Source organism: Leisingera aquaemixtae (assembly GCF_019801145.1).
GTDB classification, from domain to species: Bacteria; Pseudomonadota; Alphaproteobacteria; order Rhodobacterales; family Rhodobacteraceae; genus Leisingera; species Leisingera aquaemixtae_A.
This window is the reverse complement of sequence record NZ_JAHVJQ010000001.1, coordinates 434,869-454,137: the sequence shown is the minus strand read 5'-3', so window position 1 is coordinate 454,137 and position 19,269 is coordinate 434,869. Positions and strand designations below refer to the sequence as shown.

Here is a 19,269-nt window from a genome sequence, read left to right as displayed (position 1 = left end):
AATGGGGAGGTTTTTTCATGGGCTATGATTACGATCTCGGCAGTTATTCCTGCCCGGTGACAACAGCTTCGCCTGAGGCGCAGCTTTGGTTCGACCGGGGACTGGTCTGGACCTACGGCTACAATCACGAGGAGGCCGTCGTCTGCTTCCGCCGCGCGCTGGAACACGATCCGGACTGCGCCATGGCCCATTGGGGCGTGGCCTATGCGGCCGGGCCGAACTACAACCTGCCCTGGGACCTGCGCGATGATAAGGGCCGCGCCAAGGCGCTGGTGGAAGCTTACGACGCTGCCCAGGCCGCGCTGAGCGCTATCGAAGGCTGCTCAGAGGTGGAGCAGCAGCTGATCCGCGCCATCCAGGCCCGTTACCCCCAGCGCGAAACGGTCGAAGACATGCACGCCTGGGACTACGATTTCGCCGGGGCGATGCGCGCAGCCTTTGCCGCCTGCCCCGATCATCTGGACCTGCGCACGGTCTATGCCGAAAGCCTGCTGAACCTGACGCCCTGGCAGATGTGGGATCTGAAGTCCGGCCTGCCCGCCGACGGTGCCGCCACGCTCGAGGCGCAGGAGGTGCTGGAACGGGCGATGGACAGTGAACCGGGCGCAATGCAGCATCCCGGCCTGCTGCATCTCTACGTGCATCTGATGGAAATGTCGCCGACGCCCGAAAAAGCGCTGAAGGCCGCGGATGTGCTGCGCACGCTGGTGCCGGATGCGGGCCACCTGGTGCATATGCCCACCCATATCGACGTGCTTTGCGGCGATTACCACAGCGTTGTGCACTGGAACCAAAAGGCGATCGAGGCGGACCTGAAGTTCTACGAGCGCGAAGGCGCCTTCAACATCTATACCGGCTATCGCCAGCATGATTACCACTTCGTCATCTTCGGGGCGATGTTCCTGGGCCAGATCGAACCCGCGCTGGCGGCCAATCAGGGCATTCTGGACACCACGCCGGAAGACATGCTGCGCATCGAAAGCCCGCCGATGGCGGACTATTTCGAAAGCTACATGGCGATGCACCCGCATATCCTGGTCCGCTTTGGCCGCTGGGAGGAGGCGATGGCGCTGGAGCTGCCGGAGGATCAGAAGCTTTACTGCACCCTGACCGCAAACACCCATTACGCCCGCGCCATTGCCTATGCCGCCACCGGCCGCGTGGCAGAGGCCGAGGCGGAGGAGCAGCTTTTCCTGGCCGCCAAGGCCCGGGTGCCCGACACCCGTCTGCTGCACAACAACCGCGTCGTAGACCTGCTTGAAATCGCAACGGAAATGCTGCGCGGCGAGATTGAGTACCGCAAGGAGAACTTTGACGCGGCCTTTGCCCATTTGCGCCGCTCGGCAGAGCTGGACGACAACCTGCCCTATGACGAGCCCTGGGGCTGGATGCAGCCTACCCGCCACGCGCTGGGGGCGCTGCTGTTCGAGCAGGGTCGCATCGAGGAAGCCGAGGCCGTCTACCGCGCCGACCTCGGGCTGGACAGCACCCTGTCGCGCGCCTCTGTGCATCCGGGCAACATCTGGAGCCTGAAGGGGCTGCACGACTGCCTGAAGGCCCGCCGCGAGACCGTTGAAATCCGGCACATTAAACAGCAGCTGGATCTGGCGCTGGCGCGGGCGGACCAGGCCGTGGGCGCGTCCTGTTTCTGTGCCCAGGCAGCGATGGCACCCAGCCCCTGCTGCGGCTGAGCAAGTTTCCTGCGAAGAAATTTGCCAAGAAAATTCGACTTTCCTTGGCACCCGGGATCAGGCCTTGGCCTTCTTCTTCTCGGCCACGACCTTTTCCGCCAGGTCGCGGGCAATGGCAAAGGCGCCCTTGATCTTGTCGGCGTCTTTCTTCCAATCGCGGCGCACGACGATCTTGTTGTCCTTTACCTTGGCCAGACCGTTCTGGCCCTGGATGAACTCCACCAGCCCCTGCGGCGAGGCGAATTTGTCGTTGTGGAACTGGATCGTCGCGCCCTTCGGGCCGCCGTCCATCTTGGCGATGCCTGCGCGTTTGCACATCGCCTTGATGCGCACCACCAGCATCAGCGTGTTCACTTCCTTAGGCAGCTTGCCGAAGCGGTCGATCAGCTCAGCCGCAAAGCCTTCCAGCTCCACCTTGGTCGACAGCGACGACAGGCGGCGGTAGAGGCCCAGGCGCACGTCCAGATCCGGCACGTAGTCCTCCGGGATCAGCACCGGAACGCCCAGGTTGATCTGCGGCGCCCATTGATCGTCGGCGTCCGACAGGCCCTCCATCTCGCCCGCCTTGATCTTGGCAATCGCCTCCTCCAGCATCGACTGGTACAGCTCATAGCCGACATCGCGCATCTGGCCTGACTGCTCCTCTCCCAGAAGGTTGCCGGCACCCCGGATATCAAGGTCTTGCGAGGCAAGGGTAAAGCCCGCGCCCAGCGTGTCGAGGGAGCCAAGCACCCGCAGGCGCTTCTCTGCGGCCGGGGTCAGCCGCTGGCGCGGCTTGGTGGTAAGGTAGGCATAGGCGCGGGTCTTGGAGCGGCCGACGCGGCCGCGGATCTGATAGAGCTGGGACAGGCCGAACATGTCGGCGCGGTGCACGACCATGGTGTTGGCGGTCGGGATGTCCAGCCCGCTTTCGACGATCGTGGTGGCCAGCAGCACATCGTATTTACCGTCATAGAAGGCGTTCATCCGGTCGTCGAGTTCCCCCGCCGCCATCTGCCCGTGTGCCACCACGTAACTAAGTTCCGGCAGCTGCGCCTTCAGGAACTCTTCCACGTCCGGCAGATCGGTGATCCGCGGCACCACATAAAAGCTCTGGCCGCCGCGGTAATGCTCGCGCAACAGCGCCTCGCGGATGGTGACGCTGTCGAATTCGCTGACATAGGTTCGGATTGCCAGCCGGTCCACGGGGGGCGTGCCGATGATCGACAGATCGCGCACACCGGTCAGACTGAGCTGCAAGGTCCGCGGGATCGGCGTGGCCGTCAGGGTCAGCACATGGATGTCGCTGCGCAGCTGCTTCAGCCGCTCCTTGTGGGCGACGCCGAAGTGCTGCTCCTCGTCGATGATCAAGAGGCCGAGGTTCTGGAACTTGATATTCTTGGCCAGAACCGCGTGGGTGCCGATCACGATGTCGACAGTGCCTTTGGCCAGTCCTTCGCGGGTCTGGCTTGCTTCCTTGGCGCTAACAAAGCGCGACAACTGCCTGACCTGCAGGGGAAATCCGCGGAACCGTTCGGCGAAGGACGCGGCATGCTGGCGGGCCAGCAGCGTGGTTGGCGCAACCACCGCCACCTGCAGGCCCGACATCGCGGCGACAAAGGCCGCGCGCATCGCCACCTCGGTCTTGCCAAAGCCCACGTCGCCGCAAATCAGCCGGTCCATCGGCTGGCCGGAGTGCAAATCCTCCATCACGTCTTCAATGGCGCGCAGCTGGTCATCGGTCTCCTGATAGGGGAAACGGGCCGAGAACTCCTCCCAGGCGTGCGGCGGCGGATCCATCACCGGCGCCTTGCGCAGGGCGCGTTCGGCGGCAATGCGGATCAGCTTGTCCGCCATCTCGCGGATGCGTTCCTTGAGCTTGGCCTTCTTGGCCTGCCAGGCGCCGCCGCCAAGCCGGTCCAGAAGCCCTTCCTCGTGGCCATATTTGGACAAGAGTTCGATATTTTCGACCGGCAGGTAGAGCTTTGCCTGTTCGGCGTATTCCAGCAGGATGCATTCATGCGCCGCGCCCGCCGCAGTCACCACTTCCAGCCCCTTGTAGCGGCCGATGCCGTGGTCCACGTGCACCACCAGATCGCCGGGGGTGAGCGATTGGGTTTCGGTCAGGAAATTCTCTGCCTTGCGGCGTTTCTTCGGCGCCCGGATCAACCGGTCGCCCAGCACGTCTTGCTCCGAGATCACCGTCATGTCCGGCGCCTCAAACCCGTGCTCCAGCGCCCAGACCGCCAGATGCAGGCCGGACTTGCCAATGCGGGTGCCGTCCATCACCGGGATCGCTTCGGCCAGGCCCTCATCCTCGATCAGTCCGGTTAACCGTTCCCGCGCACCTTCGGAGTAAGAGGCGATGAGAACCGGGCCCTCTTGCATCCGCGCCCTAATGTGCACGGCCAAGGCGCCGAAAAGGCTGATGTTTTCCTGCTGGCGCTCCGGTGCAAAGTTGCGCCCGATGCGGCCGCCCGCATCCGCTACGCCGGGGCCGGAGGCCTGCGGCAGCGGATGGAACTGCACCACCCGCATATCCGCAACAGCCGCCTCCCAGGCCGTATCGTCCAGATACAGCAAACCCGGCGGCGTCGGTTTGTAGACGGTGTCGATCCGCCCCTTCTGCTCCAGCGCGTGCTTGCGGGTGCCGTACTGGTCCTCGATGCTGTCCCAGCGCGCCAGCCGTGCGGGCGTCATCTGATCGTCCATCGTGACGGTCGCCTGCGGCAGGTAGTCGAACAGCGTCTCCAGCTTCTCATGGAAGAACGGCAGCCAATGCTCGATCCCCTGGTGCTTGCGGCCTGCGCTGACCGCCTCATAGAGCGGGTCGTCGGTTCCGGCGGCACCGAACTCGATCCGGTAGTTCTGGCGGAACCGGGTGATCGCCGCCTCGTCCAGGATCACCTCGGAGACCGGCGCCAGTTCCACCACTTCCAGTTTCTCGGTGGTGCGCTGGGTCGCCGGATCAAAGCGGCGGGCGCCGTCCAGCACATCGCCAAAGAGGTCCAGCCGCACCGGGCCGCTTTCGCCCGGAGGAAAGATGTCGATGATGCCGCCGCGAATGGCATAGTCGCCCGGCTCCATCACGGTCGGGCTTTGGGAAAACCCCATTCGGACCAGGAAATTGCGCAGCGCGTCTTCATCCACCTGGTGATCGACGCGGGCGGTAAAAGCCGCCTCCCGCAGCACCTCCCGCGCAGGCACCCGCTGGCTGGCGGCATTGAGCGTGGTCAGCAGCACGAACTGCTTGGGCATCTGGTGCACCAGCGCCGCCAGCGTGGCCATCCGCGCCGCGGAGATATCCGCATTCGGCGACACCCGGTCATACGGCAGGCAGTCCCAGCCCGGAAACACAAACACCGGCATGTCCGGCGCAAAGAAGGCAAGCGCGGCCCGCATCGCCTCCATCCGCTTGTCATCGCGGGCGACATGCATCACCGGCGCGCCGGATTTCTGCACTTCCTTCAGGATCAGCCGGGCATCGAACCCTTCGGGCGCGCCGCCCATGGTGATTGCACGCTGTGCCATGCGTTGTCCTTTCCGGAACGCCGTTGGGTCCTGCCGCGGATCACAACGCCCCGATCGTCAGGTTCTGGTACATCCCCCAGAACGCCGTAACCAGAATTGAGACCGTGCCGACAAACTGGATGTACAGCCGGCAGAAGGACAGCCGCTTGCGCAGATCCTCGCCGGAAGCCCCCTCGCGCGCGATCCGGCGCGCGGTCAGAAAGCTGATCAGCCCCACAACGGACATCGGAAAGGCCAGCAGAAACACCGCCTGCGCGATTTCCAGCAGGTAGACAAAGCCAAGCGTCGCCAGCGCCGACAGCAGGAAACACGCCAGCGCCACCAGCCAGGGGCCGGACACTTCGGCGATATAGAGCATCCGGTTCACGTTGACCCGGGTGATGTCCTCCAGATCCTGTTCGGCCTGCCCGCCGCGGCGGCGCGCCCGGTACACCATGTCGAAAGGAACACCCAGGATCCAGTGGCTGGCAGAGGACCACATGACCGCAAGCGAAATCCAGTACCAGAGGTTGGAGAACGACCGCAGGTCAATCATCTCGTAGATAATGTGAAGCAGATCCACTCCAGCCCCCATCTTGCCGCTGCCGGCCCTTCGGGCCTGTTTTATGTAACCGGCCCTATATCAACCGGGAAAGGCGCGCAGGCAAGCCCGCTTGGCACACAAGTTTTCCGGCGCGGCGAATGTGCCTCTTGTTCCCGGGGCCGCTTCCATGCCACCCATGGGCCAGCCAAAACGAGAGACCGCCATGAAGCCCACCGTCGCGCCCTTTCCCGCCGCCCGCCTGCGCCGCACCCGTGCCAGCCAGGCGATCCGCAATCTGGTGCAGGAAAACACCCTGACCCCGTCCGATTTCATCTGGCCGGTGTTTGTCCGCGAAGGGGAAGGCCAGGAGGAGCCCGTCGCCTCGATGCCGGGCGTGGTGCGCCGCTCGGTGGACAAGATTGCCGAAGCCGCAGCCGAGGCGCAGGCGCTGGGTATTCCTGCCATCTGCCTGTTTCCCTACACCGACGCCTCGCTCAAGACCGAGGATTGCGCCGAGGCCTGGAATCCGGACAACCTGACCAACCGCGCCATCCGCGCCATCAAGGACGCGGCGCCGGATATTGCGGTGATGACCGACGTTGCGCTGGACCCCTACAATATCAACGGCCACGACGGCTATGTGGTGGACGGCGAGATCGTCAACGACGCCACAGTCGAGGCGCTGGTCAAGATGACCCTGGCCCAGGCCGATGCCGGCGCCGACATCATCGGCCCCTCCGACATGATGGACGGCCGGATCGGCGCCATGCGTTCGGGATTGGAGCGCGCCGGCCACCACAATGTGGCGATCCTCTCCTACTCGGCCAAATACGCCTCTGCCTACTACGGGCCGTTCCGCGATGCGGTCGGCGCCTCCGGCGCGCTGAAGGGCGACAAGAAGACCTACCAGATGGACCCGGCCAACAGCGACGAGGCGCTGCGGCTGATCGAGCGCGACCTGATGGAAGGCGCCGACATGGTCATGGTGAAGCCTGGCATCGCCTATCTGGACATCTGCCACCGGGTGAAATCCGCCTTTGGCGTGCCGACCTATGCCTATCAGGTTTCCGGGGAGTACGCGATGATCCAGGCTGCGGCCCAGAACGGCTGGATCGATGGCGAAAAGGTGATGATGGAAAGCCTGATGGCCTTCAAGCGCGCGGGCTGCAACGGCATTCTCACCTATTTCGCCCCCGCCGCCGCCCGGCTGCTGAACGGCTGACATCCAAGGCCGGCGGCGCCGGATCACTTCAGCGGGAAGCCGCCAACATCGGCCTGCAAACGGATGACAGGCAGCGGTTTTCCGCGTATAACCCTGACCAGAGCCGGAGCGAACCGGCCTTGGAGCAATTCATTACAGGCACCTGAAAATGAGCGATATTTCCTCTACCCGCATGACCCGCCGCGGTTTTGCCCTGGCCGCGCTGGCAGGCGCAGGCGTGACCGCCGCCTGCGGAAACGGCGTCGGCAACAGCAACGCCGCCACCATCGACGCCCGCGTCGATGCCACGCTGAACCAGATGTACAGCCAATACCCCAACACCCGCACCCTGGCGGAGAAATCAACCGGCATGCTGGTGATGCCGCTGGTGACCGAGGCAGGGTTTGTCTTTGGCGGCGCCTACGGTCGCGGCGCCTTGCGCATCAACGGTGTGACCGTCGACTATTACGCCACCTACAAGGGCAATGCCGGGCTGCAGATCGGCGCCCAGCAGTACGCCCATGTGCTGTTCTTCATGACCCAGGACGCGCTGGCCGGCTTCCGCCGTTCCTCCGGCTGGGCGGCAGGTGCCGATGTGGAATATGTGATCAAGGACGAAGGCAACGCGCTGAGCGCCGACACCAACACCCTGACCTCGCCGGTGCTGGCCGTGGTCTTTGCCCAGGCGGGCCTGCGTGTGGGCGCCACCCTGGAAGGCACCAAATACACCCGCATCATCCCCTGACCAAGCGCAGCGGAGGCGGCAGGATCCGCCTCTTCATCTGGCCGGAAATATCTCCGCCGGAGGCATGGCCTTTCCATCCGGAAAGGCCATTTCTTTTTGCCTTCAGCCGTCCAGCTTGCGCAGCCGCTTGAACAGCGACGAGGTGTCCCAGCGGCCGCCGCCCATTTTCTGCACATCCTTGTAGAACTGGTCGACCAGCGCCGTGACCGGCAGGCTGGCGCCGGTTTCATTTGCCGCGTCCAGGCAGATCCCCAGATCCTTGCGCATCCAGTCCACCGCAAAGCCATGCTCGAAATGATCGTCCAGCATGGTCTCGTACCGGTTCGCCATCTGCCAACTGCCCGCCGCGCCCTGGTTGATCACCTCAACCACCGCGCGCCCGTCCAGCCCGGCCTTCTCGGCGAAATGCAGCGCCTCGCTCAAGCCCTGCACGAGGCCCGCGATGGCGATCTGGTTGCACATCTTGGTCATCTGGCCCGCGCCGGTCTCTCCGATGCGGCGGCAGATACGGGCATAGGCATCAATCACCGGCTCCGCGCGCGCATAGGCATCCTCGTCGCCGCCGCACATCACGGACAGCACGCCGTTCTCCGCCCCTGCCTGGCCGCCGGAGATCGGCGCATCGACAAAGGCGATCCCCTGCTCCGCCGCAGCCCCGTACAGCTCCCGCGTGACCTTGGCCGACACCGTGGTGTGATCGGTGAAAACCGTGCCCTTTCCCATGCCGGCAAAGGCCCCGTCGGCCCCCAGGCAGACCGAGCGCAGATCGTCGTCATTGCCAACGCAGGCCATTACGAACTCCGCGCCGGAGGCCGCCGCCCGCGGGGTCGCCGCAAAATGGCCGCCATGCTGTTTGGCCCAGGCCTTGGCCTTGGCCTCGGTGCGGTTGTAGACGGTGACCTCATGGCCCGCGGCCTGCAGGTGCCCGGCCATCGGGTAGCCCATGACGCCAAGCCCCAGAAACGCGATTTTTGCCATCTGCTTTTCCCCTGATCTGTCTTCGCATATGTTGGCGCCAACCCTAACACCGCCGCCGCGGGGCGCAATCTGCCATGCGGCTGGAAATGACAAAAACCCAAGGGAAAACAACCGCTGATGGGACATCTTTTCCGCTGGCTGCTGCGCCTTGCTGCGGGCCTGATTCTGCTGAGCGTTCTGGCCGCTGCGCTGGTCTACTACCTGGCTTCGCAGTCGCTGCCCGAGTATGACAAGGAGCTGGCCCTGCCCGGCCTCTCCTCGCCAGTCGAAATCGTGCGCGATAATGCCAACGTGCCGCATATTTTCGGCAGCTTCGGCGCCAGCGACGAGGATGTCTACTTCGGCCTCGGCTATGCCCATGCCCAGGACCGGCTGTGGCAGATGGCGGTGATGCGGCGCACAGCTCAGGGCCGCCTGTCGGAAATTTTCGGCACCCGCACGGTGGAGACCGACACCTACCTGCGCCGTCTCGACCTCTACAATCTGGCCCGGCAGTCGGTGGAGGTGCAATCGCCGGAAGCGATGGCCGCGCTCAAGTCCTATGCTGCCGGCGTAAACGCCCGGCTGCTGGAGATCAACGAGGATGCCCTGGGCCGCGGCGCGCCGGAAATGTTCCTGTTTCAGATGCCGCTCGCGCCCTGGCAGCCCGCCGACAGCATCGCGATCATGAAGCTGATGGCGCTGCAGCTGTCCGGCCACATGCGGGAAGAGATCCTGCGCGCCCGCACCTCTCTGGCGCTGAACGATGCGGACCGCATCCGGGACATCCTGCCGGATGCCCCCGGCAAGGGCCTGACCGCCCTGCCCGAATACGCCGAACTGGTGCCCGATGCCCGGCAGTTTGCCGCCACGGTGCCCGCAGAGGAAAACAGCCTGCTGTTCCCGGTCGCCCCGCGCGGGCTGGCCGGCGCCTCCAACGCCTGGGCCGCCGCGCCCAACCGTTCGGCGGCAGGCGGCACGCTCTTGGCCAATGACCCGCACCTCGGCCTCAGCGCTCCCGGCGTCTGGTACCTGGCGCGGCTGGAACTGGGCACCGGCGGGGTGATCGGCGGCACCATCCCGGGCATCCCCGCGGTGATCACCGGCCGCTCCGACACGCTGGGCTGGGGCGTCACCTCTTCCTACCTGGACGACCAGGACCTGTTCATCGAACGGCTCAACCCGGAAAACCCGCAGGAATACCTGAGCGTCGGCGGCTACAAGAAATTTGTTACCCGCCCCTCGATCATCAAGATCAAGGACGAGGCCCCGGTTACCCTGACCCTGCGCTGGACAGACAACGGGCCGGTGCTGCCCGGCTCCATGTTCAACCTGGCGCAAATCACCCCGCCAGGCCATGTGGTGTCGCTCGGCTGGACCGTGCTCAGCCCCAAAGACACCTCGATGAGTGCCGCCATCGGGCTGATGCGCAGCGCATCGGTGCAGGAGGCGATCATCGCAGGCGAGGATTTCGTCGCCCCGGCGCAGAACCTGACGCTGGCGGACAAGGACACCATTGCGATGAAAACCGTCGGCGCCTTCCCCCTGCGCGACGCAGACCATCAAAGCAAGGGCCGGATGCCCAGCCAGGGCTGGCGCCCGGAGAACCGCTGGCAGGGCCAGGCGCCTTATGCGGAGAACCCCGAATTCGTGACCCCTGCAGGCGGCATTCTGGGCAACACCAACAACAAGATCCTCGAACGCCCGTTCCCCAAGCATGTCTCCTTTGACTGGGGCGACACGCAGCGCATCCACCGCTGGGAAAAGCTGATGCAGAACCGCGAGGTGCATACCCGCGACAGCTTCATCGAGGCGCAGCTGGACACGGTCTCTTACACCGCGCGCACCCTGTTGCCGCTGATCGGCGCAAACCTGTGGTTCACCGGCGAGGCCGCCCCTGCCGGCACCCGCGAACGGCAGCGCCAGATCGCCCTCACCCTGCTGTCGGAGTGGAACGGCGAAATGAACGAGCACCTGCCGGAGCCGCTGATCTACGCCGCCTGGCTGCGCGCGCTGCAGGCGCGGCTGATCACCGATGAATTGGGCCCGGTCGCCAAGTCCTTCCGCCATGTGGAGCCGCTGTTCATCGAGCGCGTCTTCCGCGATGTCGAGGGGGCTGCCGCCTGGTGCGACGTGCGCCAGAGCGCGCCGCAGGAAACCTGCACCGACATGGCGCGCCTTGCACTTGATGACGCGCTGATCTGGATCGAGGAACGCTATGGCGACGCGCTGGAATCGCTGCGCTGGGGTGATGCGCATCAGGCGGTGCAGGACCATGCTGTTCTGGGCGAGGTGCCGCTGCTGCGCTACTTCGTGAACATCCGCCAATCCACCAGCGGCGGCGACAACACCCTGCAGCGCGGCAAAAGCTCCGGCAAGGATCCGGACCCGTTCCAGAACATCCACGCCGCCGGCTACCGCGGGGTCTATGACTTTGCCGACCCGGACAGTTCGGTCTTCATCACCGCCACCGGCCAGTCGGGCCACCCGCTGTCGCGCTACTATGACGACATGGCCCAGCTGTGGCGCCGGGGCGAATACATCCCGATGTCGCTGGACGAAGAGCTGGCCCGCGCCGCTGCGGTCGGCATAACCCGGATTGCACCGAGGCAATAAAAAACGGGCGCATCAGCGCCCGTTTTTCTTTGTAAGCAGTTCGGAAGATCACAGCCTTTCGAATTTCGCCTTCTGCCGGTCGGTCCAGAGCACAGTGATGTCAAAGCCGCTCTCGGTCTGCTCCTCGCGCTGCACCAGGTCTTCCTTGAACAGCCAGGCGCGCTGCTTGCCCTGCGCGAAGGTAAGCTGCAGCAGTTCCTCGTGCCGCACGCCCTGCAGCTTTTCGGCGATATCGGCCAGTAGGCCGTCCAGCCCCTCGCCGGTCAGGGCCGAGATCGCATGGATACCCTCCTCGCGCGCCGCGCGCTGGCGGCGGGCCTCGGCTTCTTCCTCCGGCAGCTGGTCCAGCTTGTTCCAGATCTCGATCCGGGCCCGGTTTTCGTCCACGCCCAGCGAGGCCAGGATCGCCTCGACATCCTCTGCCTGCTCTTCGCTTTGGTCGTGGCTGATGTCGCGGACATGCAGGATCACATCCGCGGCCAGCACCTCTTCCAGCGTGGCGCGGAAGGCGGCGACCAGCTCCGTCGGCAGGTCCGAGATAAAGCCAACCGTATCGGACAGGATGATCTCCGGCCCGTCCGGCAGCTCCACCCGACGCATGGTCGGGTCCAGCGTGGCAAAGAGCATGTCCTTGGCCATCACCTCCGCCCCAGTCAGGCGGTTGAACAGCGTCGACTTGCCAGCGTTGGTGTAGCCCACCAGCGCGACAATCGGGTAAGGCACCTTGGCACGCGAGGCGCGGTGCAGCGTCCGGGTTTTCACCACTTTGTCCAGCTGGCGGCGCAGCCGCACCAGCTGGTCGTCAATGGCGCGCCGGTCGGCCTCGATCTGGGTTTCGCCGGGCCCGCCGACAAACCCCAGGCCGCCGCGCTGGCGCTCCAGGTGGGTCCAGGCCCGCACCAGCCGCGTCCGCTGATAGCTGAGCGCCGCCATCTCGACCTGCAGCACGCCTTCGCGGGTCGCCGCACGGTCCGAGAATATCTCCAGGATCAGCCCGGTCCGGTCGAGGATCTTGACCTTCCAGGCCTTCTCCAGGTTGCGCTGCTGAACCGGGGAAACCGGCCCGTCGATCAGGACCAGTTCAATTTCATTCGCCTTCAGGATGCCTGCCAGCTCTTCGATCTTGCCGGAGCCGAACAGCATCCCCGGATGCGCCTTGGGCAGGCGCACCACATTTGATCCGATCACGTCAAGATCGGGCAAGGCCGCTGCCAGCGCAACGGCCTCCTCTAGCGCGGGAGCAGCCTCGCGGCGCCCGCTGTCTGATTTGATTTCCGGATGCAGCACCCAGGCGCGGGTCTGCTTCCTTTCATGCTCCATCAATTGGAGTCTTCACCCTCATAGAGACTGATCGGCTGGGCCGGCATGATGGTCGAAATCGCGTGTTTGTAGACGAGCTGCGACTGTCCGTCGCGGCGCAGCAGCACGCAGAAATTATCGAACCAGGTGATCACACCCTGCAACTTGACCCCGTTGATCAGAAAGATTGTAACCGGAACCTTGGTTTTGCGAACGTGATTCAGGAAGGCATCCTGAAGATTCTGTCTGTCCGAAGCCATTTTTTATTGTCTCGCCTTTGTTCTTGCCGCGCGCTGCGGACCAGCACGCACGTTAAAAATCAGTATGGAGAAAGAAAAAATAAGTTTCCACCCGAAAAACACTTTTTACCCGCGGGGGCTGTCAGCTGCGCCAGAGGTTCGGTGACAGCAGCGCGATGAAGGCAAGGGTTTCCAGCCGCCCCAGCACCATCGCGATGCACAGGATCAGCTTGGCCGGCTCAGTCAGCTGGTTCAGCACGATGGGGGCACTGCTGGCGCTTTCGGTCAGCGGCCCGGTGGTCGACAGCGCGGCGATTGCCAGCACCAGCGACTGTTCGAAACTCGATCCGACCGCGGCCAGCGCGGTGCTGACAAGCGCCAGCGACAGCGCAAACAGCATGAAGAACACCCAGGCGACAAAGGCGCCGTTCTTTTGCAGGCGCTTGGTGCGGTCACCCGCGCCGCTGACGGAATGGGGATGCACCAGCCGCTCCATCTCCCGCAGCCCGTTGAGGTAAAGCGCGTAGACCCGCAGCAGCTTGACCCCGCCGGCTGTTGTCGCCACGCCGCCGCCGAACACCGCAAGCCCCAGCAGGATCATGCCCGGGGTTTCCAGCCCCGACCAGCTCCGCGCGGCCTGCCAGTGCACGCTTTCGAACCCGGTTGTCGACAGGAAGGACATCACCGTGAACACGGCCCCCCACAGCGCCTGCAGCGCCTGCAGCAGGTCCTCGCCCGCATCCACCTCATAGGCGGCGAACCAATGGCGCAGGAACAGCAGCATTGGAACGCCGAAGACGATCAGCAGCCCGGTGCGGAACTCCGGATCCATGTCCAGACGCCCCTGCCCGGACGTCACCGTGTCGCTGGAGAAAGTCAGCCGCGACAGGGCGAAGAACATGAACAGGAACATCACCATCTCGCCGGCAATGCCGCTGCCGGCGTTCTCCACCCCGCCGGTTGCGGATATCCCGGAGGTCGCCATCACCGACATCGCGTGGCTGAGCCCGGTCAGCGCCTGCGCGCCGGTAATCATCAGCAACAGCCACAGCACCATGGTCAGCCCGGCATAGACCGGCGCCAGTGTGCGGGTGACAAGCAGCAGCTGGCGGCGCGGGTCGGCTCTTTCCATCTGCGCAGGGCCGGCGACACCGCCGCCCGGCTCCCCCTTGGCGGTGACTTCGAACCCGCCCAGCGACATCGGGGCCAGCACCGCCGAGGCGGCAATCCACATCAGCAGACCGCCCAGCCAGCCGACCATCGCACGCCACAGATGCACGCTTGGCGGCAGCCGGCCCGGATCGCCCCAAATGTCGGCCCCGGTGGTGGTAATCGCGCTGACCATGTCGAAATAGGCGTTCACAAAGCGGGTGGTGACCAGCGCGTCCTGCACCGGCACCGCCAGGAACAGCGGCAGCACGGTGAAGGTGGCCAGCAGCGACAAGAGCTGCCCCGGCATCCCGTAGCGCGGCACCCGGCTGCCCAGCGACAGCGCAATCAGCACCACCACGATCATCCCGGCGAGGCCGGAGTAAAAGAAGCTCTGCGATGTGTGATGGTCGTCCAGCACCAGCGCATGGATGGCCGGCAGCCACATCGCCAGCGAGGCGATGCCCCAGATCAGAAGGAACAGCGGCAGGCGCATCACGCCGATGGGGGCTTGGACAACGCGGCGCATCTTAGAAGTAGTCGATCGACACCTGCAGGAGACGCTCCACCTCGGGCACGTCGTCGGCCATCGCGAACAGCGCGATCACGTCGCCCTCCTCGATGCGGGTCTCGCCCGAGGGGCGCAGCATCTCGCCGTCTTTCAGGATGCCGCCGACCAGCACCCCTTCGGGGAAATCGGTCTCCCGGATCATCTGCCCGGCAATCGGCGAGGTCGACAGGACTTCAGCCTCGATCATCTCGGCTTCGGCGTCCCCCAGGGAGTAGACCTGCCGCACCCGGCCGTAGCGGATATGGCGCAGGATCGAGCTGACGGTGGTGGAGCGCGGGTTGATGTACGCATCGATGCCCAGGTGCGGCAGCAGCGGCACCAGGGTCGGGTCGTTGATCAGCGCAATCGCCAGCGGGCAGCCTTCGGCCTTGGCCCGCACCGCGGCCAGCATGTTGACCTTGTCGTCATCGGTCACCGCCAGCATTGCATCCGCCTTGTCGATGCCCGCCTCGATCATCAGCGACCGGTCCAGGCCGTCGCCGTTCAGAACGATGGTGCGCTCCAGTTCCTCGGCGGCGCGCTCGGCACACCTGCGGTCCCGCTCAATCACCTTGGCCCGGATCCGGTAGGCACTGCTTTCCAGCGCCTTGGCCACTTCCAGGCCGACGTTGCCGCCGCCCACCACGACCACGCGGTCCTGGCGTTTCTCATGCTTGCCGAACACCTCGATGGTGCGCGGAACGTCCTCGACGTGGGAAAAGACATAGCAGCTGTCGCCGACAAACAGCTGGTCCCCCGGTTCTGGCGCAAACAGCGTGCCGTCCCGGCGCACACCGACCACGATGGCGCGCAGCGTCGAGAACAGGTCGGTCAGCTGCCGCAGCGGCGTGTTCACCACCGGGCAGTCCTCGTCGATCTGAATGCCCAAAAGCTGCGCCTTGCCGCCCATGAAGGTCTCGGTGTCGAACGCCGCCGGCGCCGACAGCCGCTGCATGGCCGCCGCAGCCACCTCCCGCTCCGGGCTGATCACCACGTCGATCGGCAGATGCTCGCGCTGGTAAAGATCGGAATAGATCGCGGTCAGGTAGCTTTTGGCCCGCAGGCGGGCAATCTTGCGCTGTACCTTGAACACCGAATGGGCCACCTGGCAGGTCACCATGTTGACCTCATCCGAGTGGGTGGCTGCGATGATCATGTCGGCGTCCCGCGCGCCGGCCCGGTCCAGCACGTCCGGGTAGGAGGCAAAGCCGTGAATTCCCTGCACGTCCAGGGTGTCCGTCGCCCGCCGCACCAGCTCCGCGTTGCTGTCGACGACGGTGACGTCGTTGTGCTCTCCGGACAGGTGCCGTGCGATCTGCCAGCCGACTTGGCCCGCGCCGCAGATAATGACCTTCATGTGCGTGTCCCTTGGCGGAAATTCAGGCTGAGTTTTGCCCGATGTGAATGACAGATGCCGCAATCACGGTCAAATTAATTGTAACTTCCTCAGTTTGCGCCCATTCTTTCCCCATGCAATGGAGCGTAACGGTCACGGCGGGCATGGCACTGCTGCTTTTCGCAACCGCCTGCGGCCCCCTTCCGGTCTATTACAGGCAGGGGGCAGAGGTTTCCCGCCTGCAATCCGATGAGCTGGCCTGCGCAGCGCAGGCGCTGAAGGATGCGCCCGTAGCCAATGAGATCCGCCAGCACCCGCCGGTCTATTACCCCGGCCGCAAGGTCTGTTCCGGCGGCAGTTGCTACTACTATCCCGGTTACTGGTCGCAAGGCAGCATATACACCGTTGACGTGAACAAGCCCCTGCGCCAGCGGCTGGAGAGATCCTGCATGGCTTCCAAAGGGTATCAGCAGATTGCGCTGAAACGCTGCACCCAGCGCAGCGCAGCAGCGGTATCCGGGCCGCGTCTGGCGCCGCTGACCGAAGCCGCCTGCGCGCAGCGCAACCGCGATGGCAGCGTCACCATACGCCCCGGCGGCTGACGGCCCGGATCAGCCGCACCTGCTGAGAGCCAGCCTGCGGCGGGACAATTTTGATTTGCGGCCTAAGTTCAAGTAAGCTGAACGCCAATTGTTTTTGCCCAGTATTCTCAAAAGAGAAAGGTACCCGATGCGGATACATTTCCTGTTTGCCGTGCTGCCGGTTGCAGCCGTTACCGCAGCCTGCGAACCCACTGCGCCAATTGCTCCGCCGCCATCGGCAGCACCGGCACCGGCTGCTGCCCCCTCAACCTACAGCGCACCTGCCACGCGCCCGGCCAGCACAACAGCACCGGCCCCGACGCCAACCGCTCCGGCGGTTGAGACCATCGGGCCGCCCGGCGGCGGCGGTGCCGGTCCCGGCGGCGGTGGTGGCGGCGGCGGCGGCGGCGGTGCCGGTGGCGGCGGTGGTGGAAGCGGCGGCGGCGGGGGCTGGGGTTAACACCCGGATCACGCCATGACACTCCATTCCCCCGAACGTCCCGCTGTTGCTGCCGCGCTCCTGGCCTCTTTGCTGCTGCCACCCGCGGCTGCACAGGCGGCCTATGAAACCAGCGAACGGGGCGCAGCCCCGGAAACCGCGATTGTGATCGGCATTCAGGACTACGACCACGTCACCGACCTGACCAACACCCGCAAGGACGCCGAGGCGATGGCAGAGATGCTCAAGTCCTTCGGGTACACCGTCTATGAAGGCTACGACCTGGACAAACGCGGGTTCGAGGCGCTGCTGCGCCAGGCTGCCCTCAACATCCGCGACGGCAGCCAGGTGTTCTTCTATTACGCAGGCCACGGCATCCAGCTGGGGCGCCGCAACTACCTGCTGACCAGCGACGCCAAGCTGTCCGGCATCAACGACCTGCCCTTCCAGTCGGTCACGCTGGACAGGGTGTCCGCCATCATCGGCGGCAAGGCGGGCAGCCAGATCCTGATGCTGGATTCCTGCCGCGACAACCCGGTGCCGGATGCCAAGCTCAACGCCGAGGTCGGCGCCCAGCTCTATGAGGCGCGCGAAGGCTTCGACGTGTTCCGCCCGCCGCTGAACACCCTGGTGGCCTTCTCCACCTCCCCCGGCGCCACCGCGCTGGATGGCGAGCCCGGCGGCAACAGCCCCTATACCGCTTCCGTGGTGCGGCATTTCCCGGACAACCCGGACGAGGATGCGATGACCGTCCTCTCTGCAATCCGCAGCGACGTCTACAACGCCACCGGCAACACCCAAGTGCCTTGGGAAAGTTCGACGCTGATGCAGAAAATCTACCTGCGCCCGGCGGACCGGTCGCTGAACATCGCAGCGGCGGACCTGGGCACCGCACCGCAGACAACCGCCCCGGAGGCCGCTCCGGCCAGCCTCGGCCAATTGCCGGCCGAGCTGTCGGTCAAGATACCGCTTGGCCGGGCACTGGAGCTGGCACCGGAGATCAGCCCCTATGTCCAGGCGGGCACCACTGTGTCGATTGTCGAAACCCCGTCCGCCGGTGTCACCTCGCTGAATGCGGGTGATGGCCGCGCGCTCAGCCTCAGCTATGCGCCCAAACTGACCGAGCTGCCCGCCCGCAAGGATGGCGGCCAGGTCCGCAAGGACCGGATGGTGCTGCGGCTGGCGCAGGCGGACGCGGTGCGCGACGTGACGGTCAATCTGGAAATGATTGCACGGCAATGCGACCTGGAGGCCGGCGATCTGCTGGATTTGCAGGGGGTGGGCCTCTACCGCTTCCCCAATGAAATCGACCTCCGGGCAGCAGAGGCGGCCTGCCGCGAGGCGGTGGAAGCCGCCCCGGAAATCGGACGCCTGCATTATCAGCTCGGCCGCGCGCTGCAGGGCCAGGGCCACCTGATGGACGCCTACGAAGCCTTTGAAAAGGCGGCCGAGCTGGGCCATGTCCGCGCCTATAACGCGGTGGCCTATCTGCATGTCACCCCGAATGTCGACCGCGAAACCGTGCCGATCCCGTTTGACCCGGACAAGGCGTTTGCCCTGTGGGACAAGGGAATCGAAGCCGGCGACCCCTTCTCGATGCATGCCCGCGGCAAGCGGCTCCTGCGCAGAAGCAGCACGCCCGAGGAAAAACAGCGCGGCTTTGACCTGCTCAGCCGGGCGGTGGAACTGGGCCACACATACGCCTTGAATGAGCTGGGCGTCTTCTTCCTGTGGAGCGGCGATGAGCTGGCACAGCCGGACCGTGGGCTGGCCTATCTGGAAGCCTCCGCCGGGCGCGGCGACATCTACGGCACCGCCAACCTCGGCTATGTCTACCGGGACGGCGGCGCGGGCAAACCGGTGGACAAGGAAAAGGCCAAGGCGCTGTTTGCCGAAGCGGCGCAGCTTGGCCACCCGCATGCGCCGGGTGAGATCGGCCGGATGATCATGAACGGCGACCTGCCCGGCAGCGATGCGGCCGAGGCGCTGGAATGGTATGATATGGGGCTTGCCCGCGGCGATGCCTGGGGCGGCGCCAATGGCGCCTGGGTGGCGCTGAACCGGCTGCAGGACCGGGTGCCGGCCCATGCCGCCGCGGCCCGGGCGGGCAAGGCGATGGCGCTGAATGATCCGGAGGCCCGCGCTGCCGCGCGGGATCTGCTGTCCGGCATGACTGAGAAGGATGTCTCAGCAGCCACCCAGTACATCCTGCGGCAGTTGGGATCCGCAATTGCTGTCGACGGCCAGTTCGGCCCGGCATCGCGCAAGCAGCTGGCCAATTGGGCGCGCGAAGCGGGCCTGCCCGCGATTGTCCCCGACGATCCCATCAGCCAGCTGCAGCTGGCTGCCCAGGTTCACTTTGCGCTGAACCCGATCCGCCAGGACCTGTTCTGATGGCGCCTGCGCCCGGTGCAGCCGGGCGCAGCGGCAGCC

The 19,269-nt window shown here is 65.2% G+C and carries 14 protein-coding genes; 7 read left to right on the top strand and 7 right to left on the bottom strand.

Annotation, left to right across the window (positions count from 1 at the left end):
* The first annotated feature begins 17 nt into the window (after positions 1-17).
* Positions 18-1,691, top strand: coding sequence for a tetratricopeptide repeat protein (locus KUW17_RS02220; RefSeq protein WP_222475596.1), 1,674 nt, complete (start codon positions 18-20; stop codon positions 1,689-1,691).
* A gap of 57 nt (positions 1,692-1,748) precedes the next feature.
* Here the strand turns inward: KUW17_RS02220 and mfd are convergent, their stop codons facing one another.
* Together mfd and KUW17_RS02210 are read right to left on the bottom strand one after the other, a co-directional pair.
* Positions 1,749-5,201: a transcription-repair coupling factor gene (mfd, locus tag KUW17_RS02215; protein WP_222475595.1), complete on the bottom strand. Its 3,453-nt coding sequence runs from the start codon at positions 5,199-5,201 to the stop codon at positions 1,749-1,751.
* Positions 5,202-5,241: 40 nt separating this feature from the next.
* Positions 5,242-5,763: a component of SufBCD complex gene (locus tag KUW17_RS02210; protein WP_222475593.1), complete on the bottom strand. Its 522-nt coding sequence runs from the start codon at positions 5,761-5,763 to the stop codon at positions 5,242-5,244.
* 184 nt (positions 5,764-5,947) lie between these two features.
* On the opposite strand from KUW17_RS02210, the gene hemB reads away from it, so the two are divergent.
* Positions 5,948-6,946: a porphobilinogen synthase gene (gene hemB / locus KUW17_RS02205; protein ID WP_222475591.1), complete on the top strand. Its 999-nt coding sequence runs from the start codon at positions 5,948-5,950 to the stop codon at positions 6,944-6,946.
* 148 nt (positions 6,947-7,094) lie between these two features.
* A complete protein-coding gene (locus KUW17_RS02200) occupies positions 7,095-7,670 on the top strand; it encodes a YSC84-related protein (RefSeq protein WP_222475589.1) in 576 nt (191 codons plus the stop codon).
* Between the two features lie 102 nt (positions 7,671-7,772).
* Here the strand turns inward: KUW17_RS02200 and KUW17_RS02195 are convergent, their stop codons facing one another.
* Positions 7,773-8,774, bottom strand: coding sequence for an NAD(P)-dependent oxidoreductase (locus KUW17_RS02195; protein WP_261396935.1), 1,002 nt, complete (start codon positions 8,772-8,774; stop codon positions 7,773-7,775).
* Here KUW17_RS02195 and KUW17_RS02190 point away from each other — a divergent pair.
* Positions 8,766-11,243: a penicillin acylase family protein gene (locus KUW17_RS02190; protein ID WP_222475586.1), complete on the top strand. Its 2,478-nt coding sequence runs from the start codon at positions 8,766-8,768 to the stop codon at positions 11,241-11,243. The two genes, KUW17_RS02195 and KUW17_RS02190, sit on opposite strands and share 9 nt — an antisense overlap.
* Positions 11,244-11,291: 48 nt before the next feature.
* On the opposite strand, the gene hflX is transcribed toward KUW17_RS02190, so the two are convergent.
* From hflX to trkA, 4 genes are all read right to left on the bottom strand, one after another.
* Positions 11,292-12,563 carry a GTPase HflX gene (gene hflX, locus KUW17_RS02185; protein WP_222475584.1) on the bottom strand — a complete coding sequence of 424 codons (1,272 nt, stop codon included), beginning with the start codon at positions 12,561-12,563 and terminating at the stop codon, positions 11,292-11,294.
* Complete coding sequence (gene hfq / locus KUW17_RS02180) at positions 12,563-12,802, bottom strand: RNA chaperone Hfq (protein WP_005611588.1); 240 nt, start codon at positions 12,800-12,802, stop codon at positions 12,563-12,565. The genes hflX and hfq overlap by 1 nt, the downstream gene beginning before the upstream one ends.
* Before the next feature lie 121 nt (positions 12,803-12,923).
* Complete coding sequence (locus KUW17_RS02175) at positions 12,924-14,459, bottom strand: TrkH family potassium uptake protein (protein ID WP_222475582.1); 1,536 nt, start codon at positions 14,457-14,459, stop codon at positions 12,924-12,926.
* A gap of 1 nt (position 14,460) precedes the next feature.
* Positions 14,461-15,837: a Trk system potassium transporter TrkA gene (gene trkA / locus KUW17_RS02170; protein ID WP_222475581.1), complete on the bottom strand. Its 1,377-nt coding sequence runs from the start codon at positions 15,835-15,837 to the stop codon at positions 14,461-14,463.
* Positions 15,838-15,980: 143 nt separating this feature from the next.
* On the opposite strand from trkA, the gene KUW17_RS02165 reads away from it, so the two are divergent.
* The 3 genes from KUW17_RS02165 to KUW17_RS02155 all read left to right on the top strand — a co-directional run bounded on the left by KUW17_RS02165 (position 15,981) and on the right by KUW17_RS02155 (position 19,230).
* On the top strand, positions 15,981-16,418 hold the full coding sequence (locus KUW17_RS02165) for a hypothetical protein (protein ID WP_226428499.1): 438 nt from the start codon (positions 15,981-15,983) through the stop codon (positions 16,416-16,418).
* 317 nt (positions 16,419-16,735) lie between these two features.
* On the top strand, positions 16,736-16,876 hold the full coding sequence (locus KUW17_RS02160; protein WP_222475579.1) for a hypothetical protein: 141 nt from the start codon (positions 16,736-16,738) through the stop codon (positions 16,874-16,876).
* The gene (locus KUW17_RS02155) at positions 16,873-19,230 is read left to right on the top strand and encodes a caspase family protein (protein ID WP_261396934.1); all 2,358 of its coding nucleotides are present in this window, start codon (positions 16,873-16,875) and stop codon (positions 19,228-19,230) included. Before KUW17_RS02160 ends, KUW17_RS02155 begins: the two co-directional genes overlap by 4 nt.
* Positions 19,231-19,269: the final 39 nt, after the last annotated feature.